At 68.2% G+C, this 15,400-nt stretch carries 11 protein-coding genes; 9 read left to right on the top strand and 2 right to left on the bottom strand.

Annotated elements, in window-relative coordinates; all coding sequences use genetic code 11:
- The first annotated feature begins 97 nt into the window (after positions 1–97).
- The 4 genes from lpdA (at position 98) to AC50X6_RS16680 (ending at position 4,590) form a co-directional block, all read left to right on the top strand.
- Positions 98–1,483: a dihydrolipoyl dehydrogenase gene (gene lpdA, locus AC50X6_RS16695; RefSeq protein WP_494967287.1), complete on the top strand. Its 1,386-nt coding sequence runs from the start codon at positions 98–100 to the stop codon at positions 1,481–1,483.
- A 125-nt stretch (positions 1,484–1,608) separates the two neighbouring features.
- A complete protein-coding gene (gene sucB, locus AC50X6_RS16690) occupies positions 1,609–3,399 on the top strand; it encodes a 2-oxoglutarate dehydrogenase, E2 component, dihydrolipoamide succinyltransferase (RefSeq protein WP_494967286.1) in 1,791 nt (596 codons plus the stop codon).
- A gap of 169 nt (positions 3,400–3,568) precedes the next feature.
- Entirely contained in the window at positions 3,569–3,937 is a 369-nt protein-coding gene (locus AC50X6_RS16685) for a hypothetical protein (RefSeq protein ID WP_494967285.1), read from the top strand.
- A gap of 224 nt (positions 3,938–4,161) precedes the next feature.
- A complete protein-coding gene (locus AC50X6_RS16680; RefSeq protein ID WP_494967284.1) occupies positions 4,162–4,590 on the top strand; it encodes an OsmC family protein in 429 nt (142 codons plus the stop codon).
- Between the two features lie 88 nt (positions 4,591–4,678).
- Here the strand turns inward: AC50X6_RS16680 and AC50X6_RS16675 are convergent, their stop codons facing one another.
- Positions 4,679–8,350 (bottom strand): S41 family peptidase, encoded by a 3,672-nt coding sequence (locus tag AC50X6_RS16675; RefSeq protein WP_494967283.1) that lies wholly within the window; start codon positions 8,348–8,350, stop codon positions 4,679–4,681.
- 74 nt (positions 8,351–8,424) lie between these two features.
- Between AC50X6_RS16675 and AC50X6_RS16670 the strand changes: the two genes are divergently transcribed.
- Complete coding sequence (locus AC50X6_RS16670; RefSeq protein WP_494967282.1) at positions 8,425–9,318, top strand: TIGR01777 family oxidoreductase; 894 nt, start codon at positions 8,425–8,427, stop codon at positions 9,316–9,318.
- A 398-nt stretch (positions 9,319–9,716) separates the two neighbouring features.
- Here AC50X6_RS16670 and AC50X6_RS16665 read toward each other — a convergent pair whose 3' ends face one another.
- A complete protein-coding gene (locus tag AC50X6_RS16665) occupies positions 9,717–11,615 on the bottom strand; it encodes a serine/threonine-protein kinase (RefSeq protein ID WP_494967281.1) in 1,899 nt (632 codons plus the stop codon).
- 50 nt (positions 11,616–11,665) lie between these two features.
- On the opposite strand from AC50X6_RS16665, the gene lipB reads away from it, so the two are divergent.
- The 4 genes from lipB (at position 11,666) to AC50X6_RS16645 (ending at position 14,760) form a co-directional block, all read left to right on the top strand.
- A complete protein-coding gene (gene lipB / locus AC50X6_RS16660) occupies positions 11,666–12,391 on the top strand; it encodes a lipoyl(octanoyl) transferase LipB (RefSeq protein ID WP_494967280.1) in 726 nt (241 codons plus the stop codon).
- Positions 12,388–13,395, top strand: a complete 1,008-nt coding sequence (lipA, locus tag AC50X6_RS16655) for a lipoyl synthase (protein ID WP_494967279.1) — start codon at positions 12,388–12,390, stop codon at positions 13,393–13,395. The genes lipB and lipA overlap by 4 nt, the downstream gene beginning before the upstream one ends.
- Before the next feature lie 88 nt (positions 13,396–13,483).
- Entirely contained in the window at positions 13,484–14,245 is a 762-nt protein-coding gene (locus AC50X6_RS16650) for a DUF4191 domain-containing protein (protein ID WP_494967278.1), read from the top strand.
- 149 nt (positions 14,246–14,394) lie between these two features.
- The gene (locus AC50X6_RS16645; RefSeq protein ID WP_494967277.1) at positions 14,395–14,760 is read left to right on the top strand and encodes a DUF3817 domain-containing protein; all 366 of its coding nucleotides are present in this window, start codon (positions 14,395–14,397) and stop codon (positions 14,758–14,760) included.
- Positions 14,761–15,400 lie beyond the last annotated feature (640 nt).

Below are 15,400 nucleotides of genomic sequence, written 5' to 3'. Positions count from 1 at the left end.
TGAAAGGGAACTTCCCGGCTGGCATAATCACGGCAGGAAGTTCCAAGACCAGATGATGCGTACTCTCGTGTCATCGTTCACGCGAGGGAGCGTTTTAGTGGCCGATCAGGCAACTGCGCAAGAATTCGACATCCTGGTACTCGGCGGCGGCAGCGGCGGCTACGCAACTGCCCTGCGTGCCGTTCAGCTTGGCCTCACCGTCGGCGTGATCGAAAAGGGCAAACTCGGCGGCACCTGCCTGCACAACGGCTGTATCCCCACCAAGGCATTGCTGCACTCCGCAGAACTGGCCGACCACGCCCGTGACTCGGCGAAGTACGGCGTCAATGTCACCCTCGACAGCATCGACATCACCGCCGTCAACGCCTACAAGGACGGCATCGTTGCCGGCAAGTTCAAGGGCCTGCTGGGTCTCATCAAGAGCAAGAAGGCCATCACGGTCATCGAGGGCGAGGGCAAGCTCCAGGGCACCGACACCGTCGTCGTGAACGGGACCGCCTACAAGGGCAAGAACATTGTCCTCGCGACCGGCTCCTATTCCCGCACGCTGCCGGGCCTGGAAATCGGCGGCAAGGTCATCACCTCCGACGAAGCCCTCACCATGGACTACATCCCCAAGAGTGCGATCATCCTCGGCGGCGGCGTGATCGGCGTCGAGTTCGCTTCCGTCTGGAAGTCCTTCGGCGTGGACGTCACCGTCATCGAAGGCCTGCCGTCGCTTGTCCCGAACGAGGACGCGACGATCGTCAAGGCCTTTGAGCGCGCCTTCAAGAAGCGCGGCATCAAGTTCTCCACCGGCATCTTCTTCCAGGGCGTCGAACAGAACGACGACGGCGTCAAGGTCACCCTGGTGGACGGCAAGACCTTCGAAGCTGACCTGATGCTCGTGGCCGTCGGCCGCGGCCCCGTCACGGCCGACCTGGGCTATGAGGAAGCGGGCGTGACGCTTGACCGCGGCTTCGTTATTACGAACGAACGCCTGCACACCGGCGCCGGCAACATTTACGCGCTGGGCGACATCGTCCCGGGCGTCCAGCTCGCGCACCGCGGCTACCAGCAGGGCATCTTCGTAGCAGAGGAAATCGCCGGCCTGAAGCCCGTCGTCGTCGAAGACGTCAACATTCCCAAGGTCACCTACTCCGAGCCTGAAATCGCCACTGTCGGCTACACGGAAAAGGCTGCCAGGGCCAAGTTCGGCGAGGATCAGGTCCTGACCCAGGAATACAACCTGGCCGGCAACGGCAAGAGCTCCATCCTGGGCACGTCCGGCCTGGTCAAGCTGGTCCGCCAGAAGGACGGCCCCGTGATCGGCGTGCACATGATCGGCTCCCGCATGGGCGAGCAGATCGGCGAAGCCCAGCTGATCGTGAACTGGGAAGCCTATCCGGAGGACGTGGCCCAGCTGGTCCACGCCCACCCGACCCAGAACGAAGCCCTGGGCGAGGCCCATCTCGCGTTCGCGGGCAAGCCCCTCCACGGCTAGCAGTTCCGCCCGCACCGCCGCAAGACTTCAGGGCTCAGTGCACCCGGCCCAAAAACCGGGTGCACTAAGCTCGACCAAAGCAGCAATCATCCGCACTAAAGATCAATAAGGAGAACGGGGACGACATGTCTGAAACCGTTAACTTGCCCGCCCTCGGTGAGAGTGTCACCGAAGGAACCGTTACCCGCTGGCTCAAGCAGGTAGGTGACCGGGTGGAGGTGGACGAGCCGCTGCTCGAAGTTTCCACCGACAAAGTAGACACCGAGATCCCCTCTCCGATCGCCGGTGTGATCGAGGAAATCCTCGTCGCCGAAGACGAGACCGCTGAGGTCGGCGCCGCGCTGGTCCGCATCGGCGATGGCTCCGGTTCCGCGGGCGACGCCGCCCCGGCCGCCGAGGAAGCACCGGCTGCCGCACCCGCCACCGCCGCAGCGGCTCCCGAAGCTGCCGCGCCGGCCGAAGCACCCGCCGTCGTGCCGTCCGCCGAAGCCGAGGCACCCGCCGCCGCAGCGCCGGCCGGCGAAAGCCACGAAGTCACTCTCCCTGCCCTCGGCGAGAGCGTCACCGAAGGTACCGTAACGCGCTGGCTCAAGAGCATCGGCGATACCGTCGAGGTGGACGAGCCGCTGCTGGAGGTGTCCACCGACAAGGTTGACACCGAGATCCCGTCCCCCGTTGCGGGCACCCTGCAGGAAATCCGTGTCAGCGAGGATGAAACGGCCGAGGTCGGCGCCGTACTGGCCGTGATCGGAGCCGGTGCCGCGGCCCCTGCCGCAGCTCCCGCTCCCGAAGCACCCAAGCAGGAAGCACCCAAGCAGGAAGCACCCAAGCAGGAAGCCGCCGCCGCTCCGGCCCCCGCGGAAGCACCCCAGCAGGAAGCTGCAGCTCCTGTTGCACCGGCAAAGGCAGCTGCTCCGGCAACTGCTCCGGCCGCGCCGCAGGCCAGCCAGGCATCGGTCCCGGCCGAGTCCGGCTACGTCACTCCGCTGGTCCGGAAGCTGGCCAACCAGCAGGGTATTGACATCAGCACGCTGGCCGGCACCGGCGTCGGCGGCCGTATTCGTAAGCAGGACGTGCTGGCGGCCGCAGAGGCCAAGGCAGCTCCGGCGCCCGCGGCAGCCGCACCGGCTGCGTCCGCCGCACCGGGTCCGTCCGCTGCTCCGGCCGCCCGGCCCTCCGCTGACCCGTCCTCGCTGCGTGGCAGCGTGCAGAAGGCCCCGCGGATCCGCCAGGTCATTGCCCGCCGCATGCGCGAGTCGCTGGATGTTTCCGCCCAGCTGACCCAGGTGCACGAGGTGGATATGACGCGCATCGCCAAGCTGCGCACCGCCGCCAAGGATGGCTTCCTCGCCACCAACGGCGTCAAGCTGACGTTCCTGCCGTTCATCGCCAAGGCCGTGGCCGAGGCCCTGAAGCAGCACCCGAAGCTCAACGCTGAGTACAACGAGGAAGCGCAGGAGATCACCTACCACAACGCCGAGCACCTGGCGATTGCCGTGGATACCGAAAAGGGACTGCTGGTCCCGGTGATCGCCGACGCAGGCGAGCTGAACCTCGCCGGCCTGGCCGGCAAAATCGCCGACGTGGCCTCGCGCACCCGGCAGGGCAAGATCGGTCCGGACGAGCTCTCCGGCGGCACGTTCTCCATCACCAACATCGGTTCCGTGGGCGCGCTCTTCGACACCCCGGTCATCAACCAGCCGAATGTCGCCATCCTGGGCACCGGCGCGATCGTCAAGCGGCCCGTCGTCGTCACCGATCAGAACGGCGATGACTCGCTGGCCATCCGTTCGATGATGTACCTCTCCCTGACATACGATCACCGGCTGGTGGACGGCGCCGACGCTGGACGCTTCCTGCAGACCCTGCGGGCGCGCCTCGAAGAGGGCTCGTTCGAGGCAGACCTGGGTCTCTAGCCTCCGGCTTGCCGGGTTTCACGAACACCGACGGCGACGGCGGTGCGGGCACGGTGGGAAACCCTCCGTGACCCGCGCCGCCGTCGCCGTTTTGTGCCCGGGACGGGCCGCGTCGGAGCCGTGGCGGGTCCTGCTACGGTGCGTAGAACCTTCTGGCTAGACTGGGCCCATGCAACTCGTCTATAACATCGTGGTCTTCCTGCACATCGTCGGCGCAGCAATGATCGTGGGTATCTGGATCGGCCAGATGAAAAAGCCCACCGTCCACCCCCGCCAGTTCGACGGCGCCATGCTGCAGCTGCTTACCGGCATCGCCCTGATGGGACTGATTCCGGTCCTGGGTCAGACGATTCCGAGGTTCGCCGATCCGGACTACGTCAAGCTCGGCGTCAAGTTCGCCGTTGCCCTGGCCGTCGGCGTGCTGGCTTTCCTTGGCCGTCGCAAGTACAAGAAAGGCGAGGACACCGGCAAGGGCCTCGCGCACGGCGTCGGCGGCCTGGCCCTGCTGAACGTGGCCATCGCAACCCTCTGGCAGTAGATCCCACTCACGCGATAACGACGGCGACGCACCCCACGCGGGTGCGTCGCCGTCGTCGTTAAGGTAGGGCTGCGCCTGCCCTCCGTGGGCGGCACTGTACGTGGCCACGCTTCTCCAGGAGCGGACACCGGTGCGCAGGCGGCGCCGGGTCCCTAGGATAGGACACGGCACGATCCGGCGGATCGCGGGATCCCTGGGATGACAAACGACCTTGAGGAGTGGACATGGCAGCAACACGCACCGCACACACTGTATGGAACGGCGACCTGATGACTGGCGCCGGCAACACGACGCTGGACAGCTCCGGTCTCGGTAACTTCGATGTCACCTGGCGGGCCCGTACCGAGGCCTCCGAGGGTAAGACGAGCCCTGAGGAGCTCATCGCCGCGGCGCACTCCGCCTGTTTCTCGATGGCCTTCAGCCTCGCCCTCACCCAGGCGGGCCACGCCCCCGAGGAGGTCAACACCAAGGCGGATGTCACCTTCGTGCCCGGCACCGGCATCACGGACAGCCACCTGACCGTCAGCGCCCGGATCCCGGGAATCACGGAAAGCGAATTCCAGCGGATCGCCGCGGAAGCCAAGGTGGGCTGCCCCGTCTCGGCCGCCCTCACCGGCATCAAGATCACCCTGGACGCCACCCTGGCCTCGTAACACCTGACGCCGACGGCGAAGGCCCCCGTTCCCTGCTGGTCAGGGAACGGGGGCCTTCGCCGTTTAAGCCGGCGGCATCCCGGACCGGCTAGGCTTTCGGGCGGGCGGGCAGCGGAGCTGGACGCACCTGGCGGTAGCCTTCCCGCAGCGGCGGCCGGTCGGTGGGCAGTTCCTGGATCATTTCCTTGAGGGCGCCGATGCCGTATTCGAGCTGCGGATCGGTGCCCGCGGCATACGCGTGCGGCGGGAAGGTCACTTCGATGTCCGGGGCGACACCGAAGTTCTCGACACCCCAGCCCACGCCGCCGGAGAACCAGGTGGCGTACCGGGGCTGGGTCACGCCGGTCCCGTCGGCCAGGGCGAACCGGTTGTCGATCCCTACGACGCCGCCCCACGTCCGGGTGCCGATGACCGGGCCGATCCCCCGCAGCTTGGCGACCTGGGTGATGATGTCGCCGTCGGAGCCGGCGAATTCGTCGGTCAGGATGATGACCGGACCGCGCGGCGCGTGGTGCGGGTAGGTCCCGGGCTTTTCGCCGCGGGGCATGCTCCAGCCGGTGACCTTGCGGCCGATGAGTTCCGCCACCAGCTGGGAAGTGTGGCCTCCGCGGTTGCGGCGGACGTCCACGATCAGTCCGTCGAGCGACGTTTCGGTATCGAGGTCGCGGTGCAGCTGCGCCCAGCCGTTGGCCATCATGTCCGGGATATGGAGGTACCCGAAGGTCCCCTGCGACGCCTCGCGCACGGTGCGGCGGTTGGCGGCAACCCATTCCTGGTACCGCAGCCGTTCCTCGTCCTTGACCGGAACAACCGCCACCCGGCGCTGTTTCCCGGCCTGGTCACCGTGCCGGGGGCCGTTGCGGAGCGTGAGTTCCACGGCACGGCCGGCGGCGCCGACCAGCTGGATGGCAGGAGTGCGCGCTTCGGTGAGCTCGACGCCGTCGATCGCGAGCAGCACGTCGCCTGGTTTCGCGTCCGCGCCGGGGCGGGTCAGCGGCGAGGTGGCGAGCGGGTCGGAGGACTCCCCCGCCAGTATCCGGGTGATTTCCCAGCCCCCGCCGGTGAACGCCAGGTCCGCGCCGAGGCGGCCCTGGCCGTTGCTGCCGTTCTCGGTGACTGCTGCGGGCCGGACGTAGGCGTGCGAGGTGCCAAGTTCACCGTGGAGTTCCCAGAGCAGGTCCACGAGGTCGTCGTGCGAGCCAAGCCTGTCCACGATGGGACGGTAGCGGGCGTGGACCGATTCCCAGTCCTGGCCGGCCATATCCTCGGTCCAGAAGAAGTCGCGCTGGAGCCGCCAGGCTTCATCGAAAGCCTGGCCCCAGACGCTGAGCGGATCGAGCTGCACGCGGATGCGGTTCAGGTCCACCTTGAACAGCTGGCCGGACTCCTCGTCGGCCTTGGCGCCGGCGGGTGAAACTCGGATCTGCTTGTCCTGCAGGAAGATAACCTTCTGGCCGTCGCCGGAGAGGCGGTAGCTGTCCAGCGACTCCACGATGGTGGTGGTGCGGCGCTTCGCGAGATCGAAGCGGACCAGTTTCGGTGCCGCGTTCTTGTCCGCCAGGCTGGCGCGGCCTTCGCCGGTGACGCCGAAGAGCTCATTGTCCAGCCAGAGCAGCGCCCCGGGCGTGGCGGTCAGTCCGGAATAGTTTCCCTGCGGCACGGGAACGCTGATGACGCGGTGGGCCAGGCCCTCCGCGTCGACGGAAACGGCGGGAACTTCTTCCTTCGCGGATCCTTCGCGGGGCTCAGAGCCGGCATCGCCGGCGTTGACCTTGGCGGCGTTGACCTTGCCGGCTTTGACCTCGTCCTGGAGGTCGACGCTGGGTCCGAACGGCGAGGGGGTGTCCGCGGCGAGGGCCACAAGGTAGGGCTTGATAGGGCTCGGGAAGGACAGGTCGAAAGAGTGCCCGTCATAGACGGGGTCGAAGCTGCGGTTGGAAAGGAAGGCGAGGAATTTGCCATCCGGCGTGAACGACGGCGACTCGTCGCGGAAGCGGCCGTCGGTAACATCGATGATGGCACGCAACGGGTCCCCGGACTTCACGGCGGCGTCGACCTTTGTGATCCGCAGCCGGCTGCGGGAGCCGAAGGACGTGACCGGCTCAGCCCAGCCCAGCCACGCCGAGTCCGGGGACCAGCTGAACCCGTCGATGCTGCCTTCGCCGATACTGCCCACGAGCGCCAGGGTGCCGGTCCGTGTGTCCGCCAGGTAGATGTCCCCGAACGCGGTGCCCACGGCGAGCCAGTTGCCGTCCGGGCTGGCCTCGATGGCGCTGGTCCGGGTCGCCTTGGGAAAGTCGATCCGGGTCAGTTGCCGCGAACCCCGACCGTCCAGCAGGGAGGCGTCGCCGTCCCCCGCGGGGCCGGCGGTGTCTGCACCGTCGCGGCTGGTTCCGGACTGGCTGGTTCCGGCCTGGCTGGTTCCGGCCTGGCTGGTTCCGGCCTGGCTGGTTCCGGCCTGGTTGCTTCCGGCCTCGGCCGGAGCGGACACGGCGGCGCCGGCGCCGGCGCGGGTGATTGTCGCGGCGGAAACCGGCTGCGGCAGCGGCGTTCCGGCGTCGGCATCTTCGGCTGCGGCGGAAGGTTCCGGGGCAGCGGTGCGAACGGTCCGGTGCACGCCGGTCTCGGTTCCGCCGCCCGGGGTTCCGCCGTCCTGGGTTCCGCCGTCCAAAGGAGCTGCGATGGCCTTCAGATACAGTGCTTCGACGCCGTCGTGGTCGGCCACGTATGCGATCCGTCCGTCGCCGAAGGGGCGGGGCAGCCGGGCCCGGACACCGGGCGTCGCTTCAAGGACGCGGGACGGGCCGTCCTGGTGCCGCAGCCAGTGCAGGGTGCCGTGGGCTTCGACGGCGCTGGACCCGCCGGCACGGTCCGGGACCACATCGCCAAGGTGCCGGGACGTCTTCAGCGGTGCGGCGCGGCGGGCCTGGGAGGCGGAGCCGAGAGTGATGTCCAGTTTTACGGCGTCCGAGCCGAGGTCGGGCAGGAGCCAAAGCTCACCGGCGGATTCGAAAACGACGCGCCGGCCGTCGGTGGCGGCGTGCCGGACGTAGAAGTCCTCGTGATCCGTGTGGCGGCGGAGGTCGGTGCCGTCCGGCAGCACCGAGTAGAGGTTGCCGTAGCCCTCGTGGTCGGACAGGAAGGCAATCCGGCCCCTCACCCACATCGGGTCGGTCAGGTTGCCGTCGAGCTCGGCGGCGAGCCGTTCGAACTCACCGTTTCCGTCGCCGTCGATCCACAGTTTTCCGGCGGTGCCGCCGCGGTAGCGTTTCCACCAGGCGGGCTCACGCGAGAGCACGCTGGCCAGGACGACGGGGCGTTCGTCGCCGACCTCGGGGCCAAAAGCTACGGACTCGACGGGGCCGAACGGGAGTTCGCTGGCCCAGCCGCCGGCGACGGGAAGGCTGTAGGCGTGGGTGTGCCGGCTGTCGGATTGCCGGAACGCACTGGTCACCACAACGTCCCCGCCGGGGGTGAAGCCCTTGACCCGGGTGGAGCTGTGGCCGAAGTAGCTCAGCTGGCGGTAGCCGCCGCCGTCGACGTCCGCGGTGACCACCTCCGGTGCCGTCCCCTGAATCACTGTCCACACGAGCCGCTTGCCGTCCGGCGTGAACCGGGGGCTGCGGGCGGGCAACTGCAGCGAGGAGACACGCCAGGCTCGGCCTCCGCCAAGGGGCGCAATCCACACGTCATCCTCGGCCACGAAAGTGACCAGATCGCCGTGCAGATGCGGGAAACGGAAGTAACTCGAAGAGGTCATCGTTAGATCATAGTCAACGCCACCGCTCCCTCCCGGGAGGTTTCCCTGCCGTGCCGGACATGGTGAGATGGAACATGCGAATCATTATTGCCGGAGCCTCCGGGCTGATCGGAACCGCCCTTTCCAGCTCCCTGCGCAGCGCCGGGCACGACGTCGGGACGCTGGTCCGGCGCCCGCCGACGGCGCACGACGAGGTCCAATGGGACCCTGCGGCGGGGCACATCGATGACACGGCACTGAAGGGCGCCGACGCCGTCATCAACCTTTCCGGCGCCGGCATCGGGGACCGGCCGTGGACCCGGCGGCGGATCAGCGAGCTGCGCAGCTCGCGGCTGGATCCGACCCGGACCCTGACGACGGCGATGGCCCGGCTGGAAACCCCGCCGTCCGTATTCCTGAGCCAGTCGGCGTCCGGCTATTACGGCACTGCAGGCCCGGCTGTGCTCCGCGAGGATGCCCCTGCCGGCAGCGGCGTCCTGGCCCGGATCTGCGCCGACTGGGAAGCGGCCGCACACGAGGCTCCGGCCGGCGTCCGGGTGGTGACACCGCGCACGGGCGTCGTCCTGAGCCGCTCCGGTGGCGCGCTGGGCCGGCTGATGCCGCTACTGCGCCTCGGCGTGGGCGGACCGCTGGGCAACGGGCGGCAGTATTGGCCGTGGGTGACGCTCCCGGATGTGGCCGGCGCCTTCGCCTTCCTGCTCGCTGCTCCGGTGTCCGGTCCGGTCAATGTCTGTGCCCCCGAGAGCGCGGATGTGAATTCGCTGATCGCCCGGCTGGCCGGCGCCCTCCACCGCCCCGCGGTGCTGCGCGTCCCGGCGCCGGTGCTGCGTCTTGTGATGCGCGGGCTCGCGGAGGAGCTGCTGCTCGCAAGCCAGCGGATGGAGCCGGCGGTGCTCAGCGCGGCGGGGTTTGAGTGGCAGCATCCGTCCCTGGCGCAGGCTGCCGCGTGGGTGGCGGGCCGCGGCTAGCCGTCATTTCCGTTAGTTCGTCGGCGGTCCGGGCGCGGTGGCGGGGCTCTGGGACATGCCCCGCGCCTGGGCCAGCGGATGGACACAGTGTCATTATGCCCGGTCCCCGATGCGAAGAATGGGCATGTCCCGCTGGACTGGACACCGGCCCAAAGGGACATGCCCCGCGCCGGGGGCAGCGGATGGACATAGTGTCACCATGCCCAGTCCCCGATGCGAAGAATGGGCATGTCCCGCTGGACTGGACACCGGCCCAAAGGGACATGCCCCGCGCCGGGGGCAGCGGGTGGACATAGTGTCACTATGCCCAGTCCCCCGGGTGCGAAGAATCGGCATGTCCCCCGGCGCGAAAAGATCCAGGCTCCGTCTGACTCCCGACGAACTAACGAAAATGACCACTAGCCTGCGGCGGACTCCTCCGGCAGGATCTCCTGGATTCGCCAGCGGCCGTCGACAGGAACGAGGACCAGCTGCAGCCGCTGTTCGGCTGTGGCGTCCGCGTCCGCCACGACTTCACCGGCGGGATCCTGCTCCCGGTAGGGCGTGGTTGCCGCACTGACGGCGACCACGGCCCGGGTCGCGGTGCCGCCGGCGGCACCTTCCACCCGCGTCAGGACGGTGGAGAAGCCGACCAACACATGCCCTGACTCCGTCAGCAGGGCGCTAATCTGGCCGTCCGCACCGGCTGCGGCCGACCCCGGAACGTTGACCTGGTCCAGCAGCCGGAAGTTCCCGGAACTGAACGCCAGGGAGCGAAGCCGCGCCAGTCCCCGCACCGCCTCTTCAGGGTCCACCGACGCCAGCAAGGCGTCCAGGTCCGCCCGCACCTCAGCTTCAGCAGGTGCTCCGGCCTGTGGCCCTGCCGGTGGCACTGCCCCGGACGGGTCCGGCGTCGTTACCGCTTCGGTGTCCGCGCCGGGCGCCACTTCGGTGGCCGCGACGGGCGGCGGGACGAGCTCAGGGAAGGGCGCCGGGGTCACCCGCCCGCCCGCCAGCAGCCAGGCCCCGCCCAGCAGCGCGACGCCGAACAGCGCGACAGCGAGGAGGGCGACAGCGAGCGGCGCGCCAGCCGCCCGGCGGCGGGCGGCTGCCCGGACACGGCGGGGCCGAGCTCCCTGATGGGTCCCCGGCAGGCGGCGGTGGGCTCCGGCCAGGGTTGCGCCCGAGCGCAGTGACCCCGGCCCCGACCCGGGCGCCGTCTGCGTGGCAGGCCCGGGGGGAGGCCCGTTCCGCGGCAGCCTGTTCCTGCGGAGCCAGTTCCTCGGTGATCTGCTCCTCGGCAACCTCCTCCTGCGCGGCCAGTTCCTGCGCAGCCAGCCCCGCCGGCTTTCAGCCCGCCGCTCCCGCGCGCTGCGGGGCAGGGCGCGCCGGGTCAGCAACTCCGGGATGACTGTGGCGTGGACTGACACGGACAGGTCCACCGGCGCCGCCTCGGCGCTGCGGTAGATGGCGGCCGCGAACTCCGCGGCCGGGGGCCGTTGCCGCCGGTCCTCGTGCAGTCCGGCTTCCAGGGCCGCTGCCAGCGCCGCCGGAACATCCGGCACCAGCAAGGGCAGGGGCGGCCGCTGGGGCCCCGGCTCGGGAGCCCTGCCGGTCAGGCAGAACCAGCCGAGGGCGGCCAGCGAATAGACGTCCCGCTCCGGCTGCAGACCAGCCCGGACGGCATCCACCGGCGCGGGGTCGCGGAAACCGTCCGTCCCGGCCTGGGACACGTCGCCGGGATCGGCCACCATCCTCGCGACACCCAGATCGGCAAGCAGTGGCTTGCCGTGCGCCGTGAAGAGCACGTTTCCGGGAGACAGGTCGCCGTGCGTGAAGCCGTTGCCGTGCAGGTAGGCCAGCGCCTGCGCGAGGGGGGTCAGGACAGTCACCGTCTCCCCCGGGCCCAGCTTCCCCCTACCGGCCACCAGCCCGCCCAGCGATCCGCCGGGCGCGTAGTCCAGTACGAGCCCCAGTCCGTCGCCGCTGTCGCCGTCGCAACTGTCGTCGTCCATGAGGGGCGCGCCGCCGCGCGGGGAGCGTATACGCACCACCGCGCGGGCTTTGACCAGATGGTCGTGGGCCAGGGCGGAGAGGATCCGGACCTCACGACGCACCCCCTCCTCCGGATCCCGGCCCTCCGTCGCTTCGCCGTCCGCAGCGGACCGGCACGGGAAACACTTGAGGGCGTACGTGCGGCCCGTCGACTGTTCGGTCACCAGCCAGACCGTCGCGCTGCCGCCACGGCCCAGGCAGCGGCCGACGTCGTATCCGGGAACCTCGGGGGCCCTGCCGCCTGTCCGCGCGTCATCTTCCATACCCTAGGAATAGCGGATCCTGCAGAATCCCGCAGAAGTTATCCACAGGCATGAGAGCTTGGACACACAATCGGGCCCGACGACGGTCCGGGTCTAAGCTGGATGCCATGACTCTTGAGTTCTCCCGGCTTGGTTTCGCCCCGGAATTCGTCGACTACACCCGCGGCTGGGACCTCCAGCGCGAACTGCACGGGAAAGTCGCCGCCGGCACGTCGCCCAGCACGGTCCTGCTGCTCGAACACTCCGCCGTCTACACGGCGGGTAAACGCACCGAGGACCACGAACGCCCCTTTGACGGGACCCCCGTCGTCCCGGTTGACCGCGGCGGCAAACTTACCTGGCACGGCCCCGGCCAGTTGGTGGGCTATCCCATCCTTAAACTCAAGAACCCGGCCGGGATCCGCGACTACGTGGAGCGTCTGGAAGCCGTGATCATCGCCGTCCTGGCCGACTACGGGATCGCGGCCGTCCGGATCAAGGGACGCGCCGGCGTCTGGCTCGAGCAGGACGCGTTGGGTCCGGCGCGCAAAATCGCCGCCATCGGGATCCGCGTCCACGACGGCGTCACCATGCACGGCTTTGCGATCAACTGCAACAACGACCTCGCCCCGTACGCCCAGATCATCGCCTGCGGCATTACCGACGCCGGCGTCACCACCATCTCCCAGGAGACGGGCAGGGACGTCACCCCCGCCGACCTCGTGTCGCGGATCACCGAAGAACTGCGCAACAATGAAGAAGCGCTAGTAGCAAACCATGAAGGAGCTCTACTGTGACACTGGCACCAGAAGGCCGGAAAATGCTGCGTATTGAGCAGCGCAATGCGGCCACCCCGGTGGAACGTAAGCCCGAATGGATCAAAGCCAAGGTCCATATGGGCCCCGAGTACGTCCAGCTCAAGAACCTCGTCAAAAAAGAAGGCCTCCACACCGTGTGTGAAGAGGCCGGCTGCCCCAACATCTTCGAATGCTGGGAAGACAAGGAGGCCACCTTCCTGATCGGCGGCTCCGAATGCACCCGGCGCTGCGACTTCTGCCAGATCGATACCGGCAAGCCTTCCCCCGTGGATGTCTTCGAGCCCACCAAGGTGGCCCGCTCCGTCCTGACGATGCAGCTCCGCTACGCCACCGTGACCGGGGTGGCCCGCGATGACCTCGCCGACGAGGGCGTCTGGCTCTACGCCGAAACGGTCCGCAAGATCCATGAACTGAACCCGGGCACCGGCGTCGAACTCCTCATTCCGGACTTCTCCGGCAAGCCGGAGCACATCGAGGCCATCTGCGACTCCAAGCCCGAAGTGTTCGCCCACAATGTGGAGACTGTCCCCCGGATCTTCAAGCGCATCCGCCCCGCATTCCGCTACGACCGTTCGCTGGACGTCATCACGCAGGGCCGCAAACTCGGCATGGTGACGAAGTCCAACCTGATCCTCGGCATGGGCGAGACCCGCGAGGAAATCTCGGAGGCACTGAAGGACCTGCACGACGCGGGCTGCGACCTCATCACCATCACCCAGTACCTGCGCCCCAGCGAGCGTCACCTGCCGGTAGACCGCTGGGTCAAGCCGCAGGAATTCGTGGAACTGCAGCAGGAAGCGGACCAGATCGGCTTCCTCGGCGTTATGAGCGGGCCGCTGGTGCGTTCCTCCTACCGCGCGGGCCGGCTCTGGGCCACCGCAATGCGCAAGAAAGGCTGGGAGATCCCCGCCGAGCTGGCGCACATCGAAAGCTCGGGAAGCACCCGCCAGGAAGCCAGCTCGCTGATCGCAGCACACTCCTGAATACGGTTGAAAGATTGTTTCCACGGGCCGGTGCCTGACACTTCCGGCGTCCGGCCCCTGGCCATAAATCACGTAGAATTAAGGCACTATGGCGAATTCCTCTGATTCCAGCACCTCCACTCCGGCTTCCGATGCTCCGAAGCGCGGCTTCTTTTCCCGCAAGCCCAAAGCAGCGAAGGTCAAGAAGCCAAGCCGGCTGAAGCAGATCGGCGAGGTCTTCCAGATGACCCGCCGCCACGATCCTATGGTCCCGTGGCTCATGCTGCTCGCATTCCTCGGCGTCGTGGCCGTCAGCTTTGTTGTTGGCTACCTGCTGGATAACTGGATCACCGGCCTGATCATCGGCATCCCGCTGGGCATCCTCGCGGCAACCCTGATCCTGTCCCGCCGGGCCGAGCGCGCCGCCTTCGCGCAGATCGAAAACCAGCCCGGAGCCTCCGGCGCCGCGCTGGGCACACTCAAGCGCGGCTGGATCACCGAGGACCAGCCCGTCGCGGTCAACCCCCGCACGCAGGACGCCGTCTTCCGCGCAATTGGCCGTCCCGGCGTTGTGCTCGTCAGCGAGGGCCCCACCAGCCGGGTCAAGCCCCTGGTCGACGCCGAACGCAAGCGGCTCGCCCGCATCCTTCCCAACGTCACCATCCACGTGATTGAAAGCGGCCGCGGCGAGGGCCAGGTTCCCATCAGCCAGGTCGCTAAGAAGATGACCAAATTGAAAAACGAACTGACCAAGCTGGAGGTCAACACCGTTTCCAAGCGAATTTCCTCGCTGGGAAGCCGCCTGCCGATCCCCAAGGGCATCGATCCCTACAAGGCCCGTCCGGACCGCAAAGCAGCCCGCGGACGCTAGGGACCAGCGCCAGAGCAAGAGCCACAGGGACGCCCCGAGACCGCCTTTCAGGCCGGCCGCCGGGGCGCTCCTTTTGCCCAAGACCGGATCGAACGTCCCCCGGGACAGAACGCGGAGACTCCGATATGAAACTGCCGTCCGCACCCGCCATGATCCGCATCTTTCGGTTGCTGGCCATCGCCGAGGGCTTCAGCTGGGCCGCCTTGCTGATCGGCATGTTTCTCAAATGGGTCACCCGGACCACCGAGCTGGGCGTTGAGATTGCAGGTCCCGTCCACGGGGCGTTCTTCATCGGCTACGGCATCGCCGCCCTGAGCCTGTGGGGCCTGCAACGCTGGCCGTTCCGGGTGGCGCTCATGGCCGGCCTGTCCGCCGTTATCCCGTTCGCCACCGTCTGGTTTGAACGCTGGGCCAGCCGCCACGGCCACCTGACGGCCACGGCCGGACAGGGTGTTTCCACGCCGGGCGCTTCGACGCCGGCACGGGAGACAGCCGGTGAGGCGGCCGGCGTCTAGTCCGTTCGCGCGGATGGCTCCTCCATTGGACGCAAATGGCCGCCATCTGCGGTGGCTTAGCGGCCATGTGTGGCGAATGGCCGCTATCTGCGGTGGCTTAGCGGCCATGTGTGGCGAATGGCGGTGGGTCGGTGCATCGTGGCGGGCCCGCCGTCGCCGTTCGCGCGGGCGGCGCCTCCATCGGACGCAAATGGCCGCTATCTGCGGTGGCTTAGCGGCCACATGTGGCGAATGGCGGTGGGTCGGTGCATCGTGGCGGCCCACCGTCGCCCTCCACGCGGACGGCGCATCCATCGGACGCAAATAGCCGCTATCTGCGGTGGCTTAGCGGCCATGTGTGGCGAATNATCTGCGGTGGCTTAGCGGCCATGTGTGGCGAATGGCCGCTATCTGCGGTGGCTTAGCGGCCATGTGTGGCGAATGGCGGTGGGTCGGTGCATCGTGGCGGGCCCGCCGTCGCCGTTCGCGCGGGCGGCGCCTCCATCGGACGCAAATGGCCGCTATCTGCGGGGGTTTAGACGATATGAAGTGAGGGTGGCCAGGTAACGGGAAGAGGCCGGGGCCTTCTGTTTCACAGGGTCCGTGGGTTGCCATTGACAGCTCCCTTGGCCTGGCCGGCTCGTCGGGGGTGCAATGGTAG

It is taken from the genome of Pseudarthrobacter sp. HLT1-7 (assembly GCF_059383435.1).
The sequence above is the reverse complement of the archived record's forward strand: the minus strand, read 5'-3'. Positions and strand labels throughout refer to the sequence as shown.

What these genes read in the sequence shown, in the direction of transcription:
- sucB (WP_494967286.1), top strand. Translation starts at nt 1,609, where the DNA reads ATGTCTGAAACCGTTAACTTGCCCGCCCTCGGTGAGAGTGTCACCGAA.
- AC50X6_RS16685 (WP_494967285.1), top strand. Translation starts at nt 3,569, where the DNA reads ATGCAACTCGTCTATAACATCGTGGTCTTCCTGCACATCGTCGGCGCA.
- AC50X6_RS16680 (WP_494967284.1), top strand. Translation starts at nt 4,162, where the DNA reads ATGGCAGCAACACGCACCGCACACACTGTATGGAACGGCGACCTGATG.
- AC50X6_RS16675 (WP_494967283.1), bottom strand. Translation starts at nt 8,350, where the DNA reads ATGACCTCTTCGAGTTACTTCCGTTTCCCGCATCTGCACGGCGATCTG.
- AC50X6_RS16670 (WP_494967282.1), top strand. Translation starts at nt 8,425, where the DNA reads ATGCGAATCATTATTGCCGGAGCCTCCGGGCTGATCGGAACCGCCCTT.
- AC50X6_RS16665 (WP_494967281.1), bottom strand. Translation starts at nt 11,615, where the DNA reads ATGGAAGATGACGCGCGGACAGGCGGCAGGGCCCCCGAGGTTCCCGGA.
- lipB (WP_494967280.1), top strand. Translation starts at nt 11,666, where the DNA reads ATGAGAGCTTGGACACACAATCGGGCCCGACGACGGTCCGGGTCTAAG.
- AC50X6_RS16650 (WP_494967278.1), top strand. Translation starts at nt 13,484, where the DNA reads ATGGCGAATTCCTCTGATTCCAGCACCTCCACTCCGGCTTCCGATGCT.
- AC50X6_RS16645 (WP_494967277.1), top strand. Translation starts at nt 14,395, where the DNA reads ATGATCCGCATCTTTCGGTTGCTGGCCATCGCCGAGGGCTTCAGCTGG.